Source organism: Mesorhizobium sp. M0185, from assembly GCF_040322175.1.
Classification (GTDB): Bacteria; Pseudomonadota; Alphaproteobacteria; order Rhizobiales; family Rhizobiaceae; genus Mesorhizobium.
The window spans coordinates 84,504-106,540 of record NZ_JAMYSY010000009.1 but is presented as its reverse complement, the minus strand read 5'-3'; the positions used below and the strand labels follow the sequence as shown (position 1 = coordinate 106,540).

Below are 22,037 nucleotides of genomic sequence, written 5' to 3'. Positions count from 1 at the left end.
CATGACCGCGACTGCGATCTCCGAAATCTGGTACACACGCTGCCCGGTGCCGACGCCTGTCGGGCTCGCCGCACAGCTCGGGCTTCTCGACGAGACCTTTCGCAAGGAGGGGATCGAATTGAAGTCGATCATCGATTCGCCCAATCGCGACATCCGCCAGAGCCATTTCAACCACACGCTCGACTGGTCGTTCCGCCACGGCGGCAACGTGCCGCCGATCCGCGCGCGGTCCGAAGCGCGCAAGACGCGTCTCGTCGGCATCACCTGGACCGACGAATTCCAGGCAATCATCGCCCTGCCCGGTTCCGGCATCAGGACACCCAGGACCTGAAAGGCCGCCGCTTCGGCATCGCCCGGCGCCCCGAGGGAATCGTCGACTTCATGCGAGCGACGGCGTTGAAGGGACTGGTCTCGGCGCTCTCGCTCGAGGGCCTTGGCTATGGCGACGTCGAGATCGTCGACATAGCGCTGGCCGACAGCGTGCTCGACAGCCAGGAAGGACCGTCGCTGTTCGGCCTCAAGCGCAAGCAGGCCTATGGCGAGGAAGCCGCAGCCCTGATCCGGGGCGAGGTCGACGCCATCTATGTCAAAGGCACGGCCGGCATCAATGTCGCCAATCTGATCGGCGCCATCCAGGTCGTGGAATTCGGCTTCCACCCCGACCCGAACATCCGCATCAATTCCGGTTCGCCGCGCGTGCTGACCGTCGATGAACTGCTGGCGGAACAACGCCCCGATCTGGTCGCGCGACTGATCGAGACCATCCTGCGCGCCAGTGCCTGGGCCGAGGCGCATCCGGAAGAGACGCAGCGCTTTGTTGCCCGCGAAGCCGGGGCCACCGAGGAACAGGTGCTGGCCGCCAATGGTCCGGATGTCCATAAGCATCTCGGCCTCGGACTGCAGCCTGAGCTCGTCGCAGCGGTTTCCCACTACAAGAATTTCCTGCGCGACTGGGGCTTCCTCGCCGGCGATTTCGACGTCGAGCACTGGGTCGATCGCCGGCCGCTCGATCTGGTGAACATTCGCGCCGCCGCCTGAGAGAAAGCCAACGTCATGATGTCGACAATTGCCGAGTTTCCGCAACTCCTCGAGAAAGTGGCCGGCCTTGCCGACGAGTTCGCGCTGACCGCCGCGCATCACGACGCGACCGGGGAATTCCCATTCGCCAATTTCGACCGGCTTCGCCAGGCGGGGCTGCTTGGCCTGGTCACGGCGCGCGAACATGGCGGCTTCGGTGGCGGGCTGACGGAAGCACAGGCGGTGATCGCCGAGATTGGCCGTGGCGAGCCGTCGACGGCGCTGGTGCTGGCCACGCATTATAATAGCCAGTATGCGATGCGGAAATCCGGAAAATGGCCGAGCCATCTGGTTCAGCGGATTGTCGAGGCCGGCCGTCTTGGCCCTGCTCTGATCAACGCCGCGCAAGCCGAGCCGCGGATTGGCTCGCCCGCCCACGGCAAGCCGCCCGAAACCATTGCCCGGCGCGTCGGCAATGTCTGGCGGATATCCGGCCACAAGAACTACGTCACTGGCATTCCTATTCTGAAATGGGTGAACTTGCTGGCGCTGACCGACGAGCCGCAGCCGCGTCTCGCTTCATTCCTGGTGCCGACCGACGCGCCCGGATTGCGCGTCGAAAAGACATGGAACGCCGCCGGCATGCAGGCGACGGCCAGCGACGACATCATTCTGGATAATGTTGCGGTTCCTGCCGAAGACACACCGACGGAATGACGGTCAGGCATGTCGTCATCGACAATGCCGTTGCCGTCACCTCGCTGGCGCTGGAGCTTGCCGGCAATCCAGGCCTTAACAGAGATTTCCAGCTTGAGCGCCACCACCGTGATGCGCTGACCGCCCGTTCCCACGCACCGCAGAACCACATGATCCGCACGATCGCCGCCAAGGCGACGCTCAGCCGCCATATCGCCTGGCAGTTGGCCGAGACACCGGCTATTGCCGCGGGCAAGCCCAAGCTCGCGGCGGTCGGTTGAGCGCTATGACAACAGAACATGTCGAAGTCGCCATCATCGGCGGAGGCCCCGGCGGCCTGACACTGGCGCAAGGCCTGAAGAAGAACGGCATCAGTGTCGCGGTCTTCGAGAAGGACCGCGCCCGCACCGACTATGTCCAGGGTTTTCGTCTGCGCATCCGCCAGCGCGGCATCGATTCCCTGATCGCCAATTTGCCGCCGGAACTCTACGACGCTTTTGTCGCCACGCTCGGCCAGGCGCCGGATCGCAACATCCTGCTCGACGAGAATTTCAACATCCTGGGCGAGGATGCCTGGGGCGGCGGCAACGCGCCGGGCGAGGCCGACGACACGCATATCGAAAAATCGGTAAGCCGTATCACGCTGCGCCAGGTGCTGTTGTCCGGCCTCGACGGCATCATGCGCTATGGCAAGGTCTTTTCACGCTACGACGAGCAGCCGGATGGTTCGGTCGTCGCGCATTTCGAGGACGGTTCGGCAATCCATGCCGACGTGCTGGTCGGAGCCGACGGCGCCCGCTCGCGCGTGCGCCAGCAACTGGTGCCGCATGCGCGAAGCTTCGACACCGGCGTCAGGCGCCTGGCCGGCAAGATGACGCTTCATGCCGCAGCCCTTCACCAGATCTCGCCGCTGCTACTCGACTACAATGCCGGCGTCAGGCCAACCGAAGGTCATGGGCTTATGGTCACCAGCCACAGGGTCAATGTCGACGCATTCCGAAAGCATGGACTGATCGGGCTGGACGACGCCACCCACAAGGATTTTTCCGGTTTCCATTTCAACAACACCACCAGCTATGTCTGGTGGAACACCGCCTATGAAAAGAACGAACTTGCCACGGACGACGCGCTGGCAAAGCTCTCCGGTTCAGAACTGATTGACCTGCTGATCTCGAAGATCGCCCACTGGCACCCGGAAATCCTCAACCTCATCCGCTACACCGACCCATCTACGGTGGCGCTGCTTCATGTCCACAGCTCCGAGCCTGTCGATCCCTGGCCGACGAAACCGGTGACGTTGCTTGGCGATGCCATCCTCGCCATGACCTATTTTCGCGCGCTTGGCGGCAACACCGCGATCTACGACGCCGGGCTGCTGGTGCCGGAGTTGGTGGCCGCCAAACGCGGCGACAAGCCGCTTCTCCAGGCGCTGTCGGAGTATGAGGCCAAGATGCTGGAGCACGGCGCCAAAGCCGTGCGGTCTTCGCTGACGGCGATGCAGAAGAACGTGCTGGCGGGCCGTCGCCGCCAATCGGAAGCCGCCGAATAGTGGCCCCGAAAAAAATCGCCTGACAGTGCGCCTGCCCTACGCCGCTTCCACCAGGCTGGCCGACTGGAAGTCATACAAGAGGATCGCGATCTCGAAGCCGCGCCGCTGCAGCCAATGCGCCGTCGTCGCCGCGCGGACACCGAGCAGATCGTCGATCAGCACGACGCGGGCGCCGCGCACGGCGATGGTGCGATAGGCGACACCGAGCAACTGCCCGCCCTCAGACGCGATCGACCCCGGAATATGCGCTTCGGCGAACTCGTCGGGCGTGCGCACGTCAAGCAGGTAGGTCGTCCGCTTTTCGTCCTTCGCCCAGTTCGCGGCCGTGGCCGCATTGATGCGGGGAAAGCTGTCGCCTTCGGCAAGCTTTGCGATGTGCTCCCCGGCGAAACGCTTGGCATCCTCGCTTGCCGGACCATAGATTGCGGTCTTGCCGGTTTCGAGTGCAAGACCGGCCTCGCGCCATGCCTTGGTGCCGTCGTGCAGATAGGCGACCCGGTTGGGCACGCCGGCATCGATCAGTGTCTGCGCCCCGATGATGGCGCGCGGCAGGCCGGCGCAGGAGACGACAACCTGCGTCTCCGGTGACGGCACCAGGTCGGCGAAGCGCAGCACCAGCTCGGCGCCCGGCACGCTGATGGCGCCCGGCACATGGTCCTTTTCGAACTCCGCCACCGTGCGGCTGTCGAGCACCACCACCTCGGCGCCTGGGCCTGTGAGCACCGCGAGCTCTTCAACGCTGACGACCGGGGTCCCCTTCTCGTCGCGGATCGCCAGCGAAAAATCGACGCCCGGCGTATCGAAGGTCGGCAGGTCTTCAACGCCGCTTTGCGTCCATTCCGGAATTCCACCGTTCAGCGAAAACAGCTGGGTACGGCCATACCCCACCAGTCGTTCGACAAGTTGCTCGGCAACGCCGCTGCCGTCGTCCGCCAGCACGGTGCGCACCGATTTGCGCGGGATGAAGCGGTCGATCTCGGCCTCGACCTGAGCCGCGGGCAGGTTGGTGGCGAACAGCGGCGATGCGTATCCGACAGTCGCGCTGTCGCGAATGTCTAGCACCGCCAGTTCTTCGCCATCCGCCAGCCATTGGCGAAACATTTTCGAATCGATCGTCCTGTCGCTCATGATGCTTTCCTCTCTTGCTGTTCAGCGGCGCCACGGATCGGACGCGCAAGGCCGAGGTTCTCGCGCAACGTCCCGCCTTCGTAAGCAGTCCGGAACAGACGCCGCCGCTGCAGCTCCGGAATGACGAGGTCGACAAAATCGGTGAGGCCCGTCGGCAGGATCGGCGGCATGACGTTGAAGCCGTCCGCCGCGCCACCGGCGAACCACTCCTCCATCATGTCGGCCACATCCTTTGGCGTGCCGACGATCTGGAAATGGCCGCGCGCGCCGGCAACGGCGAGATACAATTGCCGGATGGTCAGGTTCCGGTTCGCAGCTAATTCGGAAACGACTTTCAGGCGGCTCTTCACAGAATCGGAACTGCCGAGTTCGGGCAACGGCCCATCGAGTGGGTGGCTGGAAAGATCGATGCCGCCGAGCAGTCCGGAAACCAGGGCGACGCCGACCACCGGATCGACCAGCCGCTGGATCGCATCGAACTTGTCCTCGGCTTCCGCGCGCGTCGGCGCGACGACCGGGAAGACGCCGGGCATGATCTTCAAAGAATCGGCAGAGCGACCAAAGGAGCCCAACCGGCCTTTCAGCTCGCTGTAAAAACCTCGGGCCGATTCGATGGTCGGATGGGCGGTGAAAACCACCTCCGCCGTCCGCGCCGCCAGCTGCTGGCCGGCATCGGAAGAGCCGGCCTGAACGATGACGGGATGGCCCTGCGGCGGGCGGGCGACGTTGAGCGGCCCTTTGACGCGGAAATGCCGGCCGGCATGGTCCGGGGCGTGGATGCCGCGCCGGTCGATGGCGATCCCCGAAGCCTTGTCGGCGACGAAGGCATCGTCGTCCCAGCTGTCCCAAAGCTTCTGCGCGACAGCGACGAATTCCTCGGCGCGGGCGTAACGGTCGGCATGAACGGGATGCTGGTCGAGGCTGAAATTCGCCGCCGCCGGCGCGTCGGCCGAGGTGACGATGTTCCAGCCTGTCCTGCCGCCGCTGAGATGATCGATCGAAGCGAACAGCCGCGCCAAGTGGAACGGCTCCCAATAGGTGGTCGAGGCGGTCGCAACGAGCCCGATCCTCTGCGTGATGGTCGAGAGCGCCGACAACAGCGTCAGCGGCTCGAAATGCACGACATGGCCGGTGCGCTCGAAGGTCTCGATCGGCTGCTCGCCATTGCGCGCGCTCAGGCTGTCGGCCAGAAACACCATGTCGAACAGGCCACGCTCGGCAGTGCGCGCGGCGTCCGCATAGTGCCGAAAGCTCAGGCCCGGATTGGCAGGCACATCGGGATGGCGCCAGGCAGCGACATGATGGCCCGGCCCGCGAACAAAGGCTCCAAGCCTTATCTTTCGATCTTTAGTCATCGGCGGTTCTCGGGCTGGTCGCGAAGGGCGTTCCTATCTAACGCCTGCCAAACCCGCTGAGTGAAAGAATGCCTTTCGCCAGCCGGCAATTATTGTTTTTTGACATCGGGTTACGGGAAAGCACGATGGTCGTTGCCGGGGCGATGGGCTAGAGCCATGACCACCGGCATCGCAAAGGTTCTTGATGCTTCATACCCCTTCCTCCCCGCGTTCGGCCCCGCGTTCAATCATCATCATTGGCGGCGGCTTTGCCGGCGCGGTTACCGCGATCAAGCTGTTCGACCGTTCAACTGAGCCGCTGGCAATCACCATCATCGAGCGCCGGGCCCAGCTTGGTCGCGGCGTTGCCTATAGCACCGTCGATCCACAACACCTCGTCAACGGCGCGGCGCGCATCTTCTCGCTGCATCCGGACGATCCCGATCACCTCGTTCGCTGGCTTATGGCGAATGGGCCGGAGCACGGCTGGACACCGCCCGAGGATGTCCCGGACTCAAGCCCGCCGCGCTGGCTGTTCGGCAGCTATGTCCAGTCGGAACTGACGAGAGCGATCAGAGAAGCAGATCCGCGTTCTTCGCTGCGCCACATCAAGGCATCCGCCGTCGACATGCTGACCGGTCCGTCCGGAGTCTGCGTCGGCACCAGCGACGGCCAGCAATTGCTGGCGGACAAGGCCGTGCTGGCGACAGGGGTTTTTCAGAGCCAGCCGTCCACCACGGAAGCAGCCGTCGTCAGCAATCCCCGTTATGTCGCCAATCCCTGGGATTCGGCGGCGCTCGATCGGCTCGCCGGCAGCAAGGAACTGCTGCTGATCGGCTCCAGCCTCAGCATGGTCGACGTCGTCGCCAGCATGGAGGCGCGCGGCTTCAAGGGCGGTTATCGCGTCGTGTCGCGGCGCGGACAGATCGTCGAACCTCGGCGCAACACCGAGGCTTGGCGCGACTTCCTCGCCGGGCGGCCGCTGCCGAAAACCACCAGGGCGCTTCTCGCACTGGTCAAGGCCGAACGCCGGGCAATCGAAACCACCGGCCTGGACTGGCAAGGGCTGCCGCTGACGATCCGGCCGTGGATCCTGGCCTTGTGGCAAGGCGCCACCGACAGGGAGCGCTTGAAGTTCGCACGCCATCTGCGCGCCTTCTGGGATGTCACCGCGCACCGCGCGGCGCCACCGAGCTTTGAGCGCGTGGCACGGGCGCGAAGCGAACGCCGTTGGACGGGTGGAGCGGGACGAGTGCTGGCACTCCATCCGCAGGCAAATGGCATCGTCGCTGAAATCCGCTGGCGTGATACCGGCGCGGTCGAACGGCTGCGTTTCGACGGCGTCGTCAACTGCCGCGGCCATCAGGAGCATGATTGGCGGCGGATCTCCGATCCATTCGTCCAGAACCTGCTCGAGAACGGCATCGTCAGGCCGCATGCGACCGCCTTCGGCATCGACGCCACACATGACGGCCAGGTGATTTCCCGTGATGGCGAGACCCATGGCAATCTGTTCGCCATCGGCCATCCGCTGCGCGGCGTCGCCTGGGAATCGAGCTCAATCGGCGAACAACTGGCGCAGGCCATAGCCCTTGCCGGCCTTCTGGTCGGCGCCAGCCCAAGGCTGCGTGCTTTGGCCTGAACTTACCAGCTTTGCGAAAATGGAAGAAACGAAAAGGGCCGCAACTCTATGCGGCCCTTCTCTCATGATTGCCCGGCAGATTCAGGCGTTCGGGTCGAGATAGGCGTCGGCGAAATTCGCTGACAGGCCTTCGGCGCCAGGCGCATAGTTCTTGACGGTCTTGCGGGCGATGATGATGGTCGGTGGCGCGATCAGATTGATGATCGGCAACTCGTCGGCGATGATCTCCTGGAACTTGAAGAACAGCTGCTTGCGCTTGGCCTCGTCGAGCTCGACCGATGCGGCTTCCAGCAACCGGTCAACCTCCGGGTTCTCATAGTGCGCGCCGTTGGAGAACGGCAGCCCTTTCTTGATGTTCTTCGACCAGTAGAGCCGCTGCGCGCCGGCGCTCGGATCGAAGATGTTGCCGCAGGACTCCGTCGACAGATCCCAGGCGCGGTCGGTGTAGATGGTTTTGACATAGGTTCCGAAGTCGAACTTTTCGATCTCGGCATCGATGCCTATCTTGGCCAACGCCTGCTTGAGGAAGTCGGCATAGCCCCACGGGTTGTAGGGATTGTTGGTGAGCCTGAGCTTGAAGCGTACGCCGTCAGCCCCACGCTTGAAGCCGGCCTCGTCGAGCAGTTTTTCCGACAATGCCGTATCGACGGTCGCGGCCTTTACGTCGGGATCGAAATACTTCTTATTGACGACGCTGATCGGCGTCGGCGACACCTGGCCATAACCGTAAAACACGATTGCATTGATTGCGTCGAGGTCGATCGCGTGCGCGATTGCCTGACGGACCTTCTTCTCCTTCAGGATCGGGTTTTCGAGGTTGATGATCAGTTGGTGCAGCGGGCCGCTATAGGCGAAGACCGTGCTGTCGACGACGAATTGCGGCAGCGACTTGAAACGCTCCAGGTCGGCGAAGGCCACCGGGTTCGGTCCGATGTCGACCTCGCCCGTTTCGAGCGCCGCGGCGCGCGCGCCCGGATCGGTGATGAAGCGGAAAATGATCCGATCGAGATAGGGTTTGGGCGCATCCCAATAGGTCGGATTCTTTTCAACGATGATGTGGCTGCCCTTCACCCATTCCTTGAGCACGAACGGTCCACTGCCGATGATCTGCTCGAAGGACGGATCGTCGGCCGGCTTCAGCTTCTCGTAGATGTGCTTGGGCACGACAGGTGATTCCGTCGCGGCCAGCCCCGAGATCAGCGCGGCGGACGGTTTCGACAATTTGATCTTCACGACATGCGGGTCCGACGTGTCGATGTCGGTGACGTTCTGGAAGGTGATGCGCCCGCGCGGATGGGCTTCGCGCAGCCGCGAGATCGAAAAGGCCACGTCCTGCGATGTCAGGTCGTGGCCATCGCTGAACTTCACCCCCTCGCGCAGCTTGAAGACATATTCGAGCCCGTTATCGCTGATCGACCATTCGGTGGCCAGTTGCGGCTTTGCATTGAGGTCGTAGTCGTAGGCGAGCAGGCCGTCGAAAATCTTCGGGCCGATGGTGGCCGGTCCGCCGGCGCTGGTGTTGATGGAAACGATCTGGTTGGGCTCCGGATAGTAGACGAAGTTGAGCGTGCCGCCGGCCACCGGCTTTGCGTCTTGCGCGAAGGCCCCGGCGGGAAGCGCGGTACTCGCGCCGGCCAGCAGCAAGAACTGATTGAACAGGCGTCGGTTGATGGTCATGGTCGGTACTCCGCGTTTGCGCGATTTGTCTTCATGGAGAAAAGTCGGGATCGGCCGTTCACGCGCCGATCCCAGCCAAGGCGATCCGAACGCCTATGCGTTTGGCGCGAGCCAGATCTGCGCGAAGCTGTTGTTGATGCCTTGGGCGCCGGGCGCGAAATCCCGGACCTTCTTGTTGGCGACGATCTGAGCGCCGGCCGCGACGAGATCGACCGACACCACGTCGTCATGGATGATGTGCTGGAATTTGTACCAGAGCTCGCGCCGCCTGGTCTCGTCGGGCTCGACCGCCGCGGCTTCGAGGATCCGGTCGACCTCGGGATTTGCATAGTGGCTGGCGTTGGAGAAGACGAGGCCGATCTTGAAGTTCTTCGACCAGTAGGCGCGCTGGACGCCAAGCGTCGGATCGAAGGTGTTCGACAGCGATTCGACGACCAGATCCCAGGCACGGTCGGTGTAGACGGTCTTCAGGAAGGTCGACAGATCGAGCTTCAGGATCTCTGCATCGATGCCGACGGCTGCCAGCGACTGCTTGATGAAGTCGGCATAGGACGCCGGCAGGAATGCGTTGTAGGCGAGCCGGAGCTTGAAGCGCTTGCCGTCGGCGCCGCGCTTGTAGCCGGCATCGTCGAGCAGTTTCTCCGCCAGTTTGGGGTCGGGCTCGCGCGCCTTGATGCTCGGGTCGTACCATTTGGGCAGTGCGGTGCTGATCGGGCTCGGCGACACCTGGGCGTAACCGTAGAGCGCGATGTCGACCAGTTTCTGCAGGTCGATCGCATGGGCGATGGCCAGGCGCACGTCCCGCTTGGTCAGGATTTCGTTCTCGTAATTGAAGAACAATTGCTGCTGTGGGCCGGAATAGGCGTAGGTGTTGGTGTCGACGACCAGAGCGGGGTTTGCCTTCAGCCGTTCGATGTCGGCCAGCGGCACGGGATTGGCGCCGATATCGATCTCGCCGGTTTCAAGCGCCGCCGAGCGTGCGGCCGGGTCGAGGATGACATGCAGCACGACACGGTCGAGATAAGGCCTGGGCGCGTCCCAATAGTCCGGGTTGCGGTCGAAGATCAGATGGCTGCCGGGCACCCATTCCTTGAGCACGAAGGGACCGGTGCCGATCGTCTGCTCCAGCTTGGGCTGCTCCGCCGGCTTGAACGTTTCGTAGACATGCTTCGGCACGATCGGCGATTCCGAACTGCTCAGCGCCGTGATCAGATAGGGCGCCGGCTTCGACAGCACGATGATGGCGGTGTGCGGATCGGGCGTCTCGACCGCCGTCACGTTTTGGTAGGTGATGCGGCCGCGCGGATGCGCCTCCTTCAGCCGGAAGATGGTGAAGGCAACGTCTTCCGACGTGAAGTCCTTGCCGTCATGCCATTTGACGCCCTCGCGCAGCTTGAAGGTATAGCGCAGGCCGTCATCGCTGATCGACCACTCCGTCGCCAGTAGCGGTTTCGGGCTGAGGTCATAGGCGAAATCAAGCAAACCTTCATTCACCTTGGGACCGATCGCCTGGCCGGTGCCCGACGAGGTGTTGATGGCAATCAGCGACGTGGGGTCGGGATAGTAGGCCCAGTTGAGCGTGCCACCCTGGACCGGCGTTCCTTCGGCAGCGAAGGAAACCCCGGGCAATGCGAAGCTCGCACCGCCAAGCAACAGCAGCTGGTTGAAATGACGACGATTGACAGACATGGCCTTGAGCTCCGGAAAACGGCTTCGATGGCATCCGGCGGCCGAACACACTCCGGCGCCTCGACGCGATGATCCCTGCCACGCCGCAAAACCGGAAGAATGATTTTCTATCGTCTGCCGAAAGCACCGCTTCGCACGACCGTTTCATTCCAGGATCTGGCAAAGCTGCTCGACGCCCAAATCAGCGCTCCGATCTTATCTCTACAAGAATTGTAGACATTACGATTTTTTAGATTTCCGTTCCCGCTGCCGCGACGCTGCGGCAAACGAAATTTTCCACCGGGCACTTTGGCGCAAAGCCCGGCCTCGTCGCGCCGGGCCTGAACGTGTTGAATGCGCTCCATGGTCGATCTCATTCGCGCAAAATCAAGGAGGCTGCGGCCGACGCTGGCGAGGCTTCCGCCGCTGACGTCGCTTCGCGCTTTTGTCGCAACCGCCCGCCACCTGAGCTTTACGCGGGCGGCCGAAGAACTCCATGTGACGCCTGCCGCCATCGGCCAGCAGATCCGCCTGCTCGAGGATCACCTCGGTCAACCGCTGTTCCATCGCAACCGCGGCGAGCTTCTGCTGACGTCGGCCGGCCAGGCGCTGATGCCCGGCCTCACCGAGGCTTTCGACGTCGTTGTCGAGTCGGTCGCGCGGATTTCCGGCGACGAGGAGGATGCGCCGATCAAAGTGTCGGTCGCGCCCTCCTTCGCCAGCAAATGGCTGATCCCGCGCCTCGACGCACTGCGCGACGCGGTACCCGGCCTAGAAGTGCTGGTCGACGCATCAACCAGGCTTGCCGACTTTGCCAGCGAAGACGTCGACTGTGTCATCCGCTACGGGTCGGGCGCCTATAGCGGCCTCGTCACGGAACGGCTGTTTTCAGAAGCGGTGCTGCCCGTCTGCAGCCCGGAATTTGCTCGCATGCACGGTCTCTATCGCGGGCCGGAGGGGCTGCGTGACGCACCGATCCTGCATGAGGACGGTCCGGAACGCGATCCAAGCTGCCCTGACTGGAAGGGCTGGCTGAGATCCAACGACCTGTCCGGCCGGCTTGTCGAGGGCGGCATACGGCTTAGCCAGTCCTCGCTGGTTCTCGACGCCGCTGCTGCCGGCAAGGGCATCGGTCTTGGCAAATTTCGGCTGGCCGAACCCGACCTTGCCGCGGGGCGTCTGGTCAGCCCATTCGGCTCGCCGCAGCCGGTCGAGTTTTCCTATTATTTCGCGACGACGCCGCACAAGGCGAAGCTGGCGACGGTCGAGCGCTTTCATGCCTGGCTGAAGGCCGAGGCGCGCCAGCTCGGCGCTCTCGACTTCCCACCGCCGGCGGCGCTTCCGGCGCGCATCGCCATTATCGCGGCCGAATAGCCGCACCGCGGTCTCGCGAGGGCGCGCGCCTATTTGAGCTTGAAGCCCAGCGCTTTGAGCACTTCGCCCAGGTGATTACGGCCTTTCAGCGCCGCTTTGCTGCCGATGCGGTTCGAAACCAACTCTGTCCAGTCCACCACAGGCATCGCCTGCTCCTGCTGGAATGAACGAAGCCTCTGGTTGTAGGCTGCAAGATCGTCCGGATCGGGCTCTGATCGATAGCGCTCGCGGTGCAGCACCACAGCCTGCGGCAGTCTGGGTTTGATGTCAGTCGCAGCCAGGAGATCGGGATAGCCGACGGTCAGGCCGAACACCGCCACGGTTTCCGGCGGCAGACCGAGTTCGCGTGCCACCTCCTGCGGATGATTGCGCATGGCGCCGATGTAGCAGGAGCCGAGCCCGAGCGCATCGATCGCCACCACGGCATTCTGCGCGGCAAGTGCGGCGTCGATCACGGCCAGCAGAAAACTCTCCTGATAGTCGAGCCCCTCGCCCTCCCGGCCGTTTGCCTCGGCAATGGCGCGCAGCCGCGACAGGTCGGCCAGCCAGACCAGCAGCAGCGGCGCCTGCTCGATATGGCGATTGATCGCCGCCAGTCCGGCAAGCCGCGCCTTGCGCGCCGGATCCTCGACTGCGATGACGCTCCACGCCTGGAGATTGGAAGAAGTCGGCGCCGACTGGGCGGCGGCGACGATCAGTTCCAGCGTCCCTTCGGGCAAAGGCTTGGCGAGATAATTGCGGACCGAGCGATGCGAAAGGATCGCCTCGAGGGCTTCGTTCCAGTTTCCGGTGTGCGTATGTTGCGGCGCCCGGTAACGCCGCCGCAGCGCCGCTTCACCACGCAGGTCGGCGTCGGAAGGGCGGATGCTGAAGGCGGCCGGCTGTGACATCGTCTTCCCTGCTTGGTAATCTGGCTTATTCGGTGTTCTGACGACCCCAGGTCATTGATCCCAGGCAGATCGAACTCACATGCGGGCCTTGCGGACCCAAAATCGTTCTCTTCATCCAAACCCTTCCTCGCGCGCTGCTTCACTCGCCGGCTTTTGCCGGTTCAAGAAGCGCGGCTTCGGCCCCATTGCGCAATAGCGGAAGCAACTGATCGCCCTGCCGCTTGATCTCGGAAAAATACGGCGTGTCCGAGAGCACGAAATGCTTAATGCCCAGATCCCGGTATCTGCCGAGCGAGCGGGCGACGTCGGCGGCCGAGCCGACCAGCCAGGTGGTGCCAGCGCCGCCGCCGCCATATTTGCCCGGCGCAGTATAGAGATTGTCGTCCAGCACCTCGCCGCGCGCGTGCAGATCGAGCAGACGCTGCTGGCCCACCGCTACCGCCCGACCGTGATCGTTCCAGCCGGCTCCCTGGCCCTTGGCCATCTCGTCGACCTTCGCTTCTGCGTCCGCCCAGGCCTGCCCAGCGGTGTCGCGGACCAGCGTGGTGACCCGCAACCCGAACTCCAGAGGCGGGAGGTCTCGGTCGAGTTCCCTGCTCAAGGCTTTGAGCCGTTCGATCCGCTCCCTGACGCCGTCGAGCGGCTCGCCCCAGAAGAGCTGGACATCCGCCTCGCTGGCCGACACCCGCTCTGCCGCCTCCGACGCGCCGCCGAAGTAGAGCTTGGGATGGCGACGATCGCCACGGACATGGATGCGGGGCATCACGGTAGAGCCAGTGACCTGGAAGTGCTCGCCCGCAAAGGTCACGTTCTCTTCAGTCCAAAGTCTGCGAACCAGGCGCATGAACTCTCTGGTACGGGCATAGCGATGTATCTGGTCACCTTCGCTGTCGCCATACGCAGCGAGGTTGTCCTTGCCTGACACTATGTTGATACGCACGCGACCGGCGGTCAGCTGGTCGAGCGTGGCTACGGCGGATGCGAAGTGCGCCGGCCGCCAGTAACCCGGGCGGATCGCGATGAGCGGCTCGAAGGAGGTGGTCCGCGCGGCGAGGGAGGCCGCGACAGTAAAAGTGTCGGGCCGACCCCAGCCGGTACCGATCAGCGCGCCCTTCCAGCCATGCTCCTCAAGCGCCTTCGCGTGGCTGGTCAGCGTCTCCAGGCTGTTGTGGTCCTCGACGGCCGGCTCGCCGCGGTGACCGGGATCGACCTGGTTCGGGATGTACCAAAGAAATTCGGTATCAGCGCTCATTGTCGGGCCTGTATTTTGGCCGGGCATGGAGGTCAGTGGCAGGACCTTCCGCTCCGTTGTATTTTGATGATCATTCAAAGGGCTGCCCCTAGCAGCCCTGGCGCCTTGCTCGGCTGCGGTGCAAAGCGGCTTTCGGGCCGGGCAAGGCCGAGATGGTCGCGCAGCGTGCCCCCTTCATATTCCGTTCGGAACAGCCCTCGCCGGCGCAGGATCGGCACCACCGTATCGACAAAGACCTCCAGTCCGGTCGGCAGCACGTCCGGCATCAGGTTGAGGCCGTCGGCGGCGCCGGCGACAAACCATCTTTCGATATCATCGGCGATCTGCTCCGGCGTGCCGACGATGGTGCGGTGGCCGGTGCTGCCGTTCAGCGCCCGGATCAATTCCCGCACGGTGAAATCATTGCTGCGCGCGAGCGCGAGCGTGGCCTTGAAGAAGGTGTGGCCGCCATTGGGGGGCAGTTGAATCCCTTCTGGCAGCTTCTCGTCGAGCTTCAGCCGCTCGCGATCGATGCCGAGCACGCCGGACAGCCGCCCAAGGCTGTAGTCGAGCGGAATGCGATCCCACAGCTCTTCTTGCCGCCGCTCCGCTTCCGCCTCTGTGCTGCCGATGATGGTGGCTAGGCCGGCGAGGTTGAGCGGCACGCCGCCGGTGCGGCCATAGGCGACGGCACGCGCCTTAAGTTCCCGCGCATAGCCGTGCGCTTCCTCGAAAGATTGCGATGCGGAAAACACGGCTTCGGCGTGGCGGGCGGCGAGGTCCTTGCCGTCATCGGACCCGCCGGCCTGGACGACTACCGGATGCCCTTGCGGAGAGCGCGGCACATTGTGCGGCCCATACACCGAAAAATGCGCGCCCTTGTGCTCGATGGCATGAACCTTGGCGGCATCGACGAAGCGCCCGCTGGCGACGTCGCCGATAAAGGCATCGTCCTCCCAGCTGTCCCACAATGCCTTGACGATGTCAGCGAATTCCGCCGCCCGCTCGTAACGCCGGCCATGATCGATCGCACCCGTCAGGCCGAAATTGCGGGCCGAGGCCGGGTCGGCCGTGGTCACGATGTTCCAGCCGATACGCCCGCCGCTGACATGGTCGAGCGTCGCGAAACGACGGGCGATGTTGTAGGGTTCGTTGAAGCTGGTCGATACCGTGGCGATCAGGCCGATGCGCTCGGTCGCGGCGGCTACCGTTGCCAGCACAATCGTCGGCTCCAGAGATGTGATCGGCCGATAGTCAATGCGGTCCGAGATTGCTGCCTGGTCGGCAAGGAATACGGCGTCGAGCGTTGCGCGCTCTGCGATCTTCGCCACCTGCACATAGTGGTCGACGGTGAAGGCGGCATAGGGGTCGACGCCGTCCATCCGCCATGCCGCCGGCGAGAAGCCGGCATGCAGGATGTTGACGTTGAGATGGAGCTGCCGGCCGCTCATCGAAAGACGCCGGGCTCGGGATAAGCGCCGGTCAGATACCAGGTGCCGACGGTGCGGGTCTTATATTCGGCAGGGTTGTGCAAGGTGTGAATGCGTGCGTTGCGCCAGAAGCGGTCGAAGCCGTATTTGCGCACTGCGGAGCGGGCACCCATCACCTCGAATATCTCGGTCGTGACTTCGAGCGCGACATCGCCTGCCAGCACATTGGCCGCGGCGACGGCAACCGCCGCCTCACCCCGTTCTTGCTCGGTCAGCGCCTTGCCGCGCGCGATCGCATGATCGATCGCCGTCGCCGCGCGATCGGCCAGCGCCGTCGCCGCCCGCGTCTTGACCCAGAGCTCGCCATACTGCCGCTTGATCCATGGATCGTCGATATGGCGCTCGACGCCGGAATACATCCACGGCCGCGAACTGTTGAGCGTATAATCTCGCGCCGCCAGCAGCGCGCCCTGGGCCGTGCCGACAAAGACATTGAGCAACACGCTCTGCTGCTGCAGCGGGCCGATGGTGCGGATTGGCAACGACGCGTCGACCCAACCGCGCACCAACTCGCTGTCGTGGATCCTGACGTCCTTGTAGGCGACCTTGCCGCTGCCGGTCTGCGTCTGGCCGATGCCGTCCCAGTCGTCGAGAGCGGTGATGCCTTCGCGGTTCGCGGGGATCGCCGCGAATTTCCTCTCGCCGCTGACCTCGTCTTCCCACGAGGTCGAAAGATAGTCGGCGACATGAGAGCCGGAGGCGAAGGGTTTGAAGCCGTTGACGATCGTCCACTCGCCATCTTTGCGGCCGAACAGCGTTTTGGAAAAACTGTTGCGGGTGTTGCCCCAGAACCAGTCGCCGGCAGCCGAACGCCGTAGCAGATCGGCTGAGCGCGGTTCGTCCGAATTGAGCCTGGCGGCGATCAGTGCGCTGAAATGGTAACCGTAAATATGGCCGATCGAGCCGTCGACCTTGGCGAACTCGCGGCCGATCTTCAGCGCTGTCGAATAGGGTTCGCCGGCGCCGCCGAACTCCTTGGGAATAAGGATGGTGAGCAGGCCGCTTTGCTTGAGCAGACGGATCTGTTCGACGGGCCTGCCGCCAAGCTGGTCGCGCTCGACCGCATCGCGGGCAAAGATGTCGCGCAGCTCGACCGCCCTGGCGATCCATGGATTGGAGATGTCGGGATCGAAGGTCATCGTCTCACTCATGCAGATGCGGGAAGCCGTGGCGCTCGGCAAGCAGTGCAAGAATGCGCCTGGTGTCATCGGCGAAGATCTTGCCCTTGGCCGTCGGCAAGTCGACGAGCGGATCGCTGCCGATGATCAGCACAGGCAGCGACTGGTGCCGTTCGCCGAGCGCGTCGATCACCTTGCCTCTCGGCCTCGAAAACGGCACGCGCTCAACGTCGAGTCTGGCGGCGAGATCGGGAAAGGCTGCGAGCAATCCCTCAACCTGGTTGCAATAGGGGCAGACGAACGTCTGGCCCGGCTGCTTTGGGTCGGCGAAACCCGGCTGGATGAGAAAGAGCGTGTCGCGCGCCATTGCCGGCCTACTCCGCAGCCGCCGCGGCATGCCGCGAAAAGCGGTTTGCCGGCCGCTTCAGGCCGAGATTGTCGCGCAAGGTGCTGCCCTCATACTCATCGCGGAACAGGCCACGGCGGCGCAGTTCCGGCACCACCAGTTCGATGAAATCCTTCAGGCCGCCAGGCATGATCGGCGCCATGATGTTGAAGCCGTCGGCGCCGTAATTCTCGAACCGCTCTTCCATGGTGTCAGCGATCTGTTGCGGCGTGCCGACCACCTGCCAGTGGCCGCGGGCGCCTGCGATGCGCAGATAGAGCTGCCGGATCGTCAGGTTCTCGCGCCGCGCCAGATCGATCACCAGCGCTTGCCGGCTCTTGCCGGCATTGGTCTCCGGCAATTCAGGCACCGGCCCGTCGAGCGGATAGGCGCTGAGGTCGAAGCCGCCGGCCAGCGCCGAGACCAGACCGAGGCCGACTTCCGGCTGGATGAGATCCTGCAGCTGTTCGAACTTCTCCCGCGCCTCGGCTTCGGTGCGGCCGACGACCGGGAAGATGCCAGGCAGGACCTTCAGATCATCCTCCGAGCGGCCGTATTTGCCGAGCCTGCCCTTGACGTCTGCGTAGAAGGCGGTTGCTTCGTCGAGCGTGATCTGCGCGGCGAAGATCGCTTCCGCCGTGCGCGCCGCCAGCTCTTTGCCCGGATCCGACACGCCCCGGCCTGGACCACGACCGGATGACCTTGCGGCGTTCGCGGCGTGTTCAGCGGACCACGCACCTTGAAGTGCTGGCCCTTGTGGTTCAGCACGTGAAGCTTGTCCTTGTCGAAATAGCGCCCGATTGCTCTGTCGCGCGGGAAGGCGTCATCTTCCCAGCTGTCCCACAGACCGAGCACGACATCGGCGAATTCCTCGGCGCGGTCGTAGCGCTCGCCATGCTGGATATGCGTCTCGTGACCGAAATTGAACGCTGCCTCCGGATCGGACGAAGTGACCAGATTCCAGCCGGCCCGCCCGCCGCTCAGATGGTCGAGCGACGCGAACTGGCGGGCCAGATTGTAGGGATCGGAAAAACTGGTCGACGCCGTGGCGATGAGGCCGATGTTCCTGGTCACAGCCGACAGTGCCGACAGCAGCGTGATCGGCTCGAACGGATAGACGCCGCTATGCGCCTTGCGGCTGGCGGCCTCCATATCCTTCAGCCGCGCCGCGACGCCGTCGGCGAAGAAGATCGTGTCGAACTTGGCTGCTTCCGCCAGCCGGGCCAGCTCGACATAGTCGTTGAGGCTGGCCCCTTCTCCTGCCTCCGGGTGGCGCCAGGCTGCGACATGGTGGCCGGTGAAGAGAAGAAAGGCTCCAAGCTTGAGCTTGTCCTTGCGCCTGGCCATGTTCCGTGCCTCCTCAGCGATACAATCCGCCGACCGGCAATTCCCCGGTGAGCAACCAGGTGCCGATCGTGCGCTTCTTGTATTCGGCCGGATTGTGCAGCGTGTGCGTGCGCACGTTGCGCCAGAACCTGTCGTAGCCGTTGGCCTTGGTGGCTGAGCGGGCGCCCATCACCTCGAAAACCTCGCTCGACGCATCGAGGCCGATTTGTCCGGCGTAGACATTGGCGGTGGCGAGATCGATCGCCGTCTGCCCGCGCTGCTCCAGGGTCAACGCCTCGCCCTGGCCATAGGCGGCATCGAGGCTGCATGCTGCTATATCGGCCAGTTCGGCCGCGGCGAGCGTGCGGATATAGAGGTCGCCATATTTGCGTTGCACGAACGGATCGTCGGTATGTTTCTCATAGCCGGAATAGACCCAGGGGCGCGATTGCGAGACCGTATAGTCGCGGCCTTCGCTCAGCGCTCCTTGCGCGCTGCCGACGAACAGGTTGAGCAGGACCGCCTGCTGGAACAGTGACGTCAGCGTCTGGAACGGCGTCAGCGGCACCGCTGGCGAGCCGATCAGTTCGTCGTCGCCGACATGCACGTCCTTGAATGTCACCTTGCCGCTGCCGGTCTGCCGCTGGCCGACACCATCCCAGTCATCCTCGACGACGATGCCCTCACGATCGGCCGGGATCGCTGCCACCAGCCGGTCCTGACCGTCTTCCCAGGCGACCTGGATGTAGTCGGCAATGTGCGACCCGGAAGAGAACGGCCGAAAGCCACTCAGAATCCAGCCCCTGCCGTTGCGCCTGGCCGTCGACGTCTTCGACATGGCGTTGCCGGAATTGCCCCAGACCCAGTTCTCGCGGGCCGAGCACGTCAGCAGCCGGTCCTTCTGCGCGTCCGTGCCACGAAACAGCACGCCGTTGAGCGGCAGATGATGATAGCCGTAGAGATGGGCGAGCGAGCCGTCGGTGCGGGCGAATTCGCGCACGACGCGAAGCACCGACAGCCACGACGCGCCCTTGCCGCCATAGTGCTTGGGAATCTGCGCCGACGGCAGGCCGCTTTCCTTCAAAAGGCGGATTTGCTCGAGCGGCCGCCCGCCGGCCTTGTCGCGCGCCACGGCATCCCGATCGAAGATATCGCGCAGTTCGACCGCCGTGGCGACGAACGGGTCGGAAAGGTCAGGGCTGAAGGTCATCGGCGTTTGTCCATGGAAACGCGTCTATTCCGCCGCGATGGTCTGCGCCGGCCGCCAGACGGAAGCGGCATAGGTGTCTTCGCCGAACTCGGCCGGATGGCTCCCGGTTATGCGGCTCTCATGGCTGTCGAGATCGGCGAGGAAGAGATCGCGGCTAATGCGCGCCACCACGGCCGGTACATCGCGCCTGATCGACGGAACATCGCCGATCGGCAGGCCGAAACTGACGAAGCCGCCGGGATTGAAGACATGGATATTCTTCAGGAACGGTGCTTCGCCCGGCGCCTTCTCGAGGAATTCATGGCCGAGGCCGAGATAGGGATGGGCGCCGAAAAATTCATCCAGCTCTGCTTCCGGCGGCGCGTACTGGTCGCGCCATAGCCGGATGGTGGCGGCGAAATCGGCGAACTCAGGCTTGCGCGTCGGGTCGGCGAAATAGCCGGTGCCGGCGACGACGAAGTCGAACGCAAACGTCTCGCCTGCGATATCGGTGACGACCTTGCCGTCTTCGACATCCGCATTTGTCCAGGGGGCACCGAGATGGAGATGAAAATTCTGGTGCCGCACCGCCCGCTCCACCGCATCGAGCGGCGGCGTTGAACCGGCCTCGCGGAAGCGCAATGCCTGGCGCCAGCGCACCGCATCGGGCAGCCGAGGATAATTGTCATAGGCGCCGGGATAGCCGCGCACGCGGTTGATCGGCACACTGGCAATGCTGTTGCGGCGGGCAAAGAGACGCACCGATTTCGCGCCGGCCTCAAGGGCAGCTCCGGCCGCATCGAATGCCGAAGCCGCCGACCCGACGACAGCCATTGCCTTGCCCTTGAGCGAGGCAAAATCGATTGCCGCCGAACTGTGTGCGACAAGGCCCCGCGGCAAGGCGGCAAGTACCGCCGGTATCACTGGACCGCCGCTGCCGCCAAAGCCATTGGCCAGAATGATCTTGCGCGCCGTTTCGACCGATGGCGTGCCGTCGGCTTCGAGGTGGAGGCGAAAATGCCCGCCGGCCGGCTCGATGCGAATGAGACGCGTGCCGTAACGGATGCCGATACCGAGGAACGCGCGATACCATTTCAGGTAGTTCGCCCAATCCGTCCGTGCGATGCGGTCGAATCCGGCATAGGCTTCCGCACCGTGGCGGGCTTCGTACCAGGACTGAAAGCTCAAGCCCGGCAAGCCGAGTTCCGGCCCCGGCAAGCCCTTTGGCGTTCGCAGCCGGTTCATCCGTGCATGAGTGAACCAGATGCCGGCCTTGCTTTCATCCGGTGCCGCGTCGACGACAGTAACCTTGCCGATGCCGGCACGCCTCAACGCGAAGGCAAAGGTCGCCCCCGTCTGCCCACCGCCAACGATGAAGACATTGTGGTCGATGCCTTCCCGGTCCGGCACCCAGTTCTGCGGATCGGGGCCGATCAGCCGGAGCGTTTCCCGGGCGTGGTGATCTGGATCGGTCGGTAAGGCCATTTCGGTCCCGGCTGAAGTTGAGCCTCATCAGACTCCGCCTCGGCCGGCAAACAGTCCAGTAATGTTCGCTTTGAGTGGCCGGTAGTTTTTTTCACTTGCATTGCAACGACGCGCTTTCACAGCCGACGAATGGGCGGTGCGTGTGGCCTCCCTGAAGCCGGAGCATCTTTTTTGATATTGCAGCGGGCGCAAGCGCACTGGTCATTTTTATTTCTTACGGCTCACGCGCAATACGCCGATGCAGTCGGGCATTGGTGTCGAGCACATCGGCGGCGTCGCGTGGTCAGCGGGATCAAGCTTGATCTTGGTCGCCCGACATGTGTGGCGTCCGCCATCTGACAGACGGCAGATCGCGGATACATCAGCAACGGTCCTCGCAGGATAGGACAGCGCAGCTATTCAACAGGCGTCCCAAGAGGCCCGTCGGCTACTCCATCGCAGGAATGAAAACAGAAGAGTAGCGGAACCTTCCTGTGCAGTTTTTGCACACGATCTCTCATAACATATTGGTTTTATTTATTGATCTGTCCCATCCATCACCGGACATTGCGGAGTATCTTGGTACAGGTGGGGCGGCAGACACGATTCGAACTATGGTGCGACAGTGAAATGATCGCCGTTCTCAAAGTTCGTTGGCCGATAGTTGGTGCGGGTGGTCGGGCTCGAACCGACACTCCTTTCGGAACTGGATTTTGAATCCAGCGCGTCTACCAGTTTCACCACACCCGCAAGGCGCTAACTCATTTACCTCTCAACGCTCTCATGCTGCACCTAGGTAGCGGGTGGCAGTTCGAGAATTAAGCGGCCCTTAACTCCTAACCTATTGACCTCCAATCCT

The 22,037-nt window shown here is 63.6% G+C and carries 14 protein-coding genes, 1 tRNA gene and 3 pseudogenes; 5 read left to right on the top strand and 13 right to left on the bottom strand.

The annotated features are described in order from the left end of the window. Position 1: 1 nt before the first annotated feature. The 3 genes and pseudogenes from NKJ20_RS09975 to NKJ20_RS09965 all read left to right on the top strand — a co-directional run bounded on the left by NKJ20_RS09975 (position 2) and on the right by NKJ20_RS09965 (position 3,262). Positions 2 to 1,038, top strand: a pseudogene (locus NKJ20_RS09975) (ABC transporter substrate-binding protein). 18 nt (positions 1,039 to 1,056) lie between these two features. Further along, positions 1,057 to 1,994: pseudogene (locus NKJ20_RS09970) on the top strand (acyl-CoA dehydrogenase family protein). A gap of 5 nt (positions 1,995 to 1,999) precedes the next feature. After that, complete coding sequence (locus tag NKJ20_RS09965; protein WP_352743826.1) at positions 2,000 to 3,262, top strand: FAD-dependent oxidoreductase; 1,263 nt, start codon at positions 2,000 to 2,002, stop codon at positions 3,260 to 3,262. Between the two features lie 36 nt (positions 3,263 to 3,298). Here the strand turns inward: NKJ20_RS09965 and NKJ20_RS09960 are convergent, their stop codons facing one another. Beyond that, on the bottom strand, positions 3,299 to 4,390 hold the full coding sequence (locus NKJ20_RS09960) for a rhodanese-like domain-containing protein (RefSeq protein WP_352743825.1): 1,092 nt from the start codon (positions 4,388 to 4,390) through the stop codon (positions 3,299 to 3,301). Continuing rightward, positions 4,387 to 5,745 (bottom strand): LLM class flavin-dependent oxidoreductase, encoded by a 1,359-nt coding sequence (locus NKJ20_RS09955; RefSeq protein WP_352743823.1) that lies wholly within the window; start codon positions 5,743 to 5,745, stop codon positions 4,387 to 4,389. The genes NKJ20_RS09960 and NKJ20_RS09955 overlap by 4 nt, the downstream gene beginning before the upstream one ends. A 184-nt stretch (positions 5,746 to 5,929) precedes the next feature. On the opposite strand from NKJ20_RS09955, the gene NKJ20_RS09950 reads away from it, so the two are divergent. After that, positions 5,930 to 7,366 (top strand): FAD/NAD(P)-binding protein, encoded by a 1,437-nt coding sequence (locus tag NKJ20_RS09950; protein WP_352743821.1) that lies wholly within the window; start codon positions 5,930 to 5,932, stop codon positions 7,364 to 7,366. 81 nt (positions 7,367 to 7,447) lie between these two features. Here the strand turns inward: NKJ20_RS09950 and NKJ20_RS09945 are convergent, their stop codons facing one another. Together NKJ20_RS09945 and NKJ20_RS09940 are read right to left on the bottom strand one after the other, a co-directional pair. Then, on the bottom strand, positions 7,448 to 9,043 hold the full coding sequence (locus tag NKJ20_RS09945) for an ABC transporter substrate-binding protein (RefSeq protein ID WP_352743820.1): 1,596 nt from the start codon (positions 9,041 to 9,043) through the stop codon (positions 7,448 to 7,450). Between the two features lie 93 nt (positions 9,044 to 9,136). Continuing rightward, positions 9,137 to 10,732, bottom strand: coding sequence for an ABC transporter substrate-binding protein (locus NKJ20_RS09940; protein WP_352743818.1), 1,596 nt, complete (start codon positions 10,730 to 10,732; stop codon positions 9,137 to 9,139). A 342-nt stretch (positions 10,733 to 11,074) separates the two neighbouring features. On the opposite strand from NKJ20_RS09940, the gene gcvA reads away from it, so the two are divergent. Next, positions 11,075 to 12,085 (top strand): transcriptional regulator GcvA, encoded by a 1,011-nt coding sequence (gene gcvA / locus NKJ20_RS09935; protein WP_352743816.1) that lies wholly within the window; start codon positions 11,075 to 11,077, stop codon positions 12,083 to 12,085. A 29-nt stretch (positions 12,086 to 12,114) separates the two neighbouring features. Here the strand turns inward: gcvA and NKJ20_RS09930 are convergent, their stop codons facing one another. From NKJ20_RS09930 to NKJ20_RS09890, 9 genes and pseudogenes are all read right to left on the bottom strand, one after another. Then, the gene (locus NKJ20_RS09930; RefSeq protein ID WP_352743815.1) at positions 12,115 to 12,975 is read right to left on the bottom strand and encodes an NADPH-dependent oxidoreductase; all 861 of its coding nucleotides are present in this window, start codon (positions 12,973 to 12,975) and stop codon (positions 12,115 to 12,117) included. Positions 12,976 to 13,114: 139 nt separating this feature from the next. Then, the gene (locus NKJ20_RS09925; RefSeq protein WP_352743814.1) at positions 13,115 to 14,227 is read right to left on the bottom strand and encodes an LLM class flavin-dependent oxidoreductase; all 1,113 of its coding nucleotides are present in this window, start codon (positions 14,225 to 14,227) and stop codon (positions 13,115 to 13,117) included. Positions 14,228 to 14,301: 74 nt separating this feature from the next. Further along, positions 14,302 to 15,657, bottom strand: coding sequence for an LLM class flavin-dependent oxidoreductase (locus tag NKJ20_RS09920; RefSeq protein ID WP_352743812.1), 1,356 nt, complete (start codon positions 15,655 to 15,657; stop codon positions 14,302 to 14,304). Then, entirely contained in the window at positions 15,654 to 16,835 is a 1,182-nt protein-coding gene (locus tag NKJ20_RS09915) for an acyl-CoA dehydrogenase family protein (RefSeq protein WP_352743810.1), read from the bottom strand. The genes NKJ20_RS09920 and NKJ20_RS09915 overlap by 4 nt, the downstream gene beginning before the upstream one ends. A gap of 4 nt (positions 16,836 to 16,839) precedes the next feature. Next, positions 16,840 to 17,181 carry a DUF3088 domain-containing protein gene (locus NKJ20_RS09910; RefSeq protein WP_352743808.1) on the bottom strand — a complete coding sequence of 114 codons (342 nt, stop codon included), beginning with the start codon at positions 17,179 to 17,181 and terminating at the stop codon, positions 16,840 to 16,842. A gap of 7 nt (positions 17,182 to 17,188) precedes the next feature. Then, positions 17,189 to 18,546: pseudogene (locus NKJ20_RS09905) on the bottom strand (LLM class flavin-dependent oxidoreductase). A 13-nt stretch (positions 18,547 to 18,559) separates the two neighbouring features. After that, complete coding sequence (locus NKJ20_RS09900) at positions 18,560 to 19,735, bottom strand: acyl-CoA dehydrogenase family protein (protein ID WP_352743807.1); 1,176 nt, start codon at positions 19,733 to 19,735, stop codon at positions 18,560 to 18,562. A gap of 24 nt (positions 19,736 to 19,759) precedes the next feature. Next, positions 19,760 to 21,199, bottom strand: a complete 1,440-nt coding sequence (locus NKJ20_RS09895) for an NAD(P)-binding domain-containing protein (protein WP_352743805.1) — start codon at positions 21,197 to 21,199, stop codon at positions 19,760 to 19,762. Between the two features lie 644 nt (positions 21,200 to 21,843). Continuing rightward, a tRNA-Leu gene (locus NKJ20_RS09890) sits at positions 21,844 to 21,928 on the bottom strand. Positions 21,929 to 22,037 lie beyond the last annotated feature (109 nt).

Coding starts and splice junctions, on each gene's coding strand:
- NKJ20_RS09930 (WP_352743815.1), bottom strand. CDS start 12,975: ATGTCACAGCCGGCCGCCTTCAGCATCCGCCCTTCCGACGCCGACCTG.
- NKJ20_RS09955 (WP_352743823.1), bottom strand. CDS start 5,745: ATGACTAAAGATCGAAAGATAAGGCTTGGAGCCTTTGTTCGCGGGCCG.
- NKJ20_RS09920 (WP_352743812.1), bottom strand. CDS start 15,657: ATGAGCGGCCGGCAGCTCCATCTCAACGTCAACATCCTGCATGCCGGC.
- gcvA (WP_352743816.1), top strand. CDS start 11,075: ATGGTCGATCTCATTCGCGCAAAATCAAGGAGGCTGCGGCCGACGCTG.
- NKJ20_RS09915 (WP_352743810.1), bottom strand. CDS start 16,835: ATGACCTTCGATCCCGACATCTCCAATCCATGGATCGCCAGGGCGGTC.
- NKJ20_RS09960 (WP_352743825.1), bottom strand. CDS start 4,390: ATGAGCGACAGGACGATCGATTCGAAAATGTTTCGCCAATGGCTGGCG.
- NKJ20_RS09900 (WP_352743807.1), bottom strand. CDS start 19,735: ATGACCTTCAGCCCTGACCTTTCCGACCCGTTCGTCGCCACGGCGGTC.
- NKJ20_RS09925 (WP_352743814.1), bottom strand. CDS start 14,227: ATGAGCGCTGATACCGAATTTCTTTGGTACATCCCGAACCAGGTCGAT.
- NKJ20_RS09945 (WP_352743820.1), bottom strand. CDS start 9,043: ATGACCATCAACCGACGCCTGTTCAATCAGTTCTTGCTGCTGGCCGGC.
- NKJ20_RS09895 (WP_352743805.1), bottom strand. CDS start 21,199: ATGGCCTTACCGACCGATCCAGATCACCACGCCCGGGAAACGCTCCGG.
- NKJ20_RS09910 (WP_352743808.1), bottom strand. CDS start 17,181: ATGGCGCGCGACACGCTCTTTCTCATCCAGCCGGGTTTCGCCGACCCA.
- NKJ20_RS09950 (WP_352743821.1), top strand. CDS start 5,930: ATGCTTCATACCCCTTCCTCCCCGCGTTCGGCCCCGCGTTCAATCATC.
- NKJ20_RS09965 (WP_352743826.1), top strand. CDS start 2,000: ATGACAACAGAACATGTCGAAGTCGCCATCATCGGCGGAGGCCCCGGC.
- NKJ20_RS09940 (WP_352743818.1), bottom strand. CDS start 10,732: ATGTCTGTCAATCGTCGTCATTTCAACCAGCTGCTGTTGCTTGGCGGT.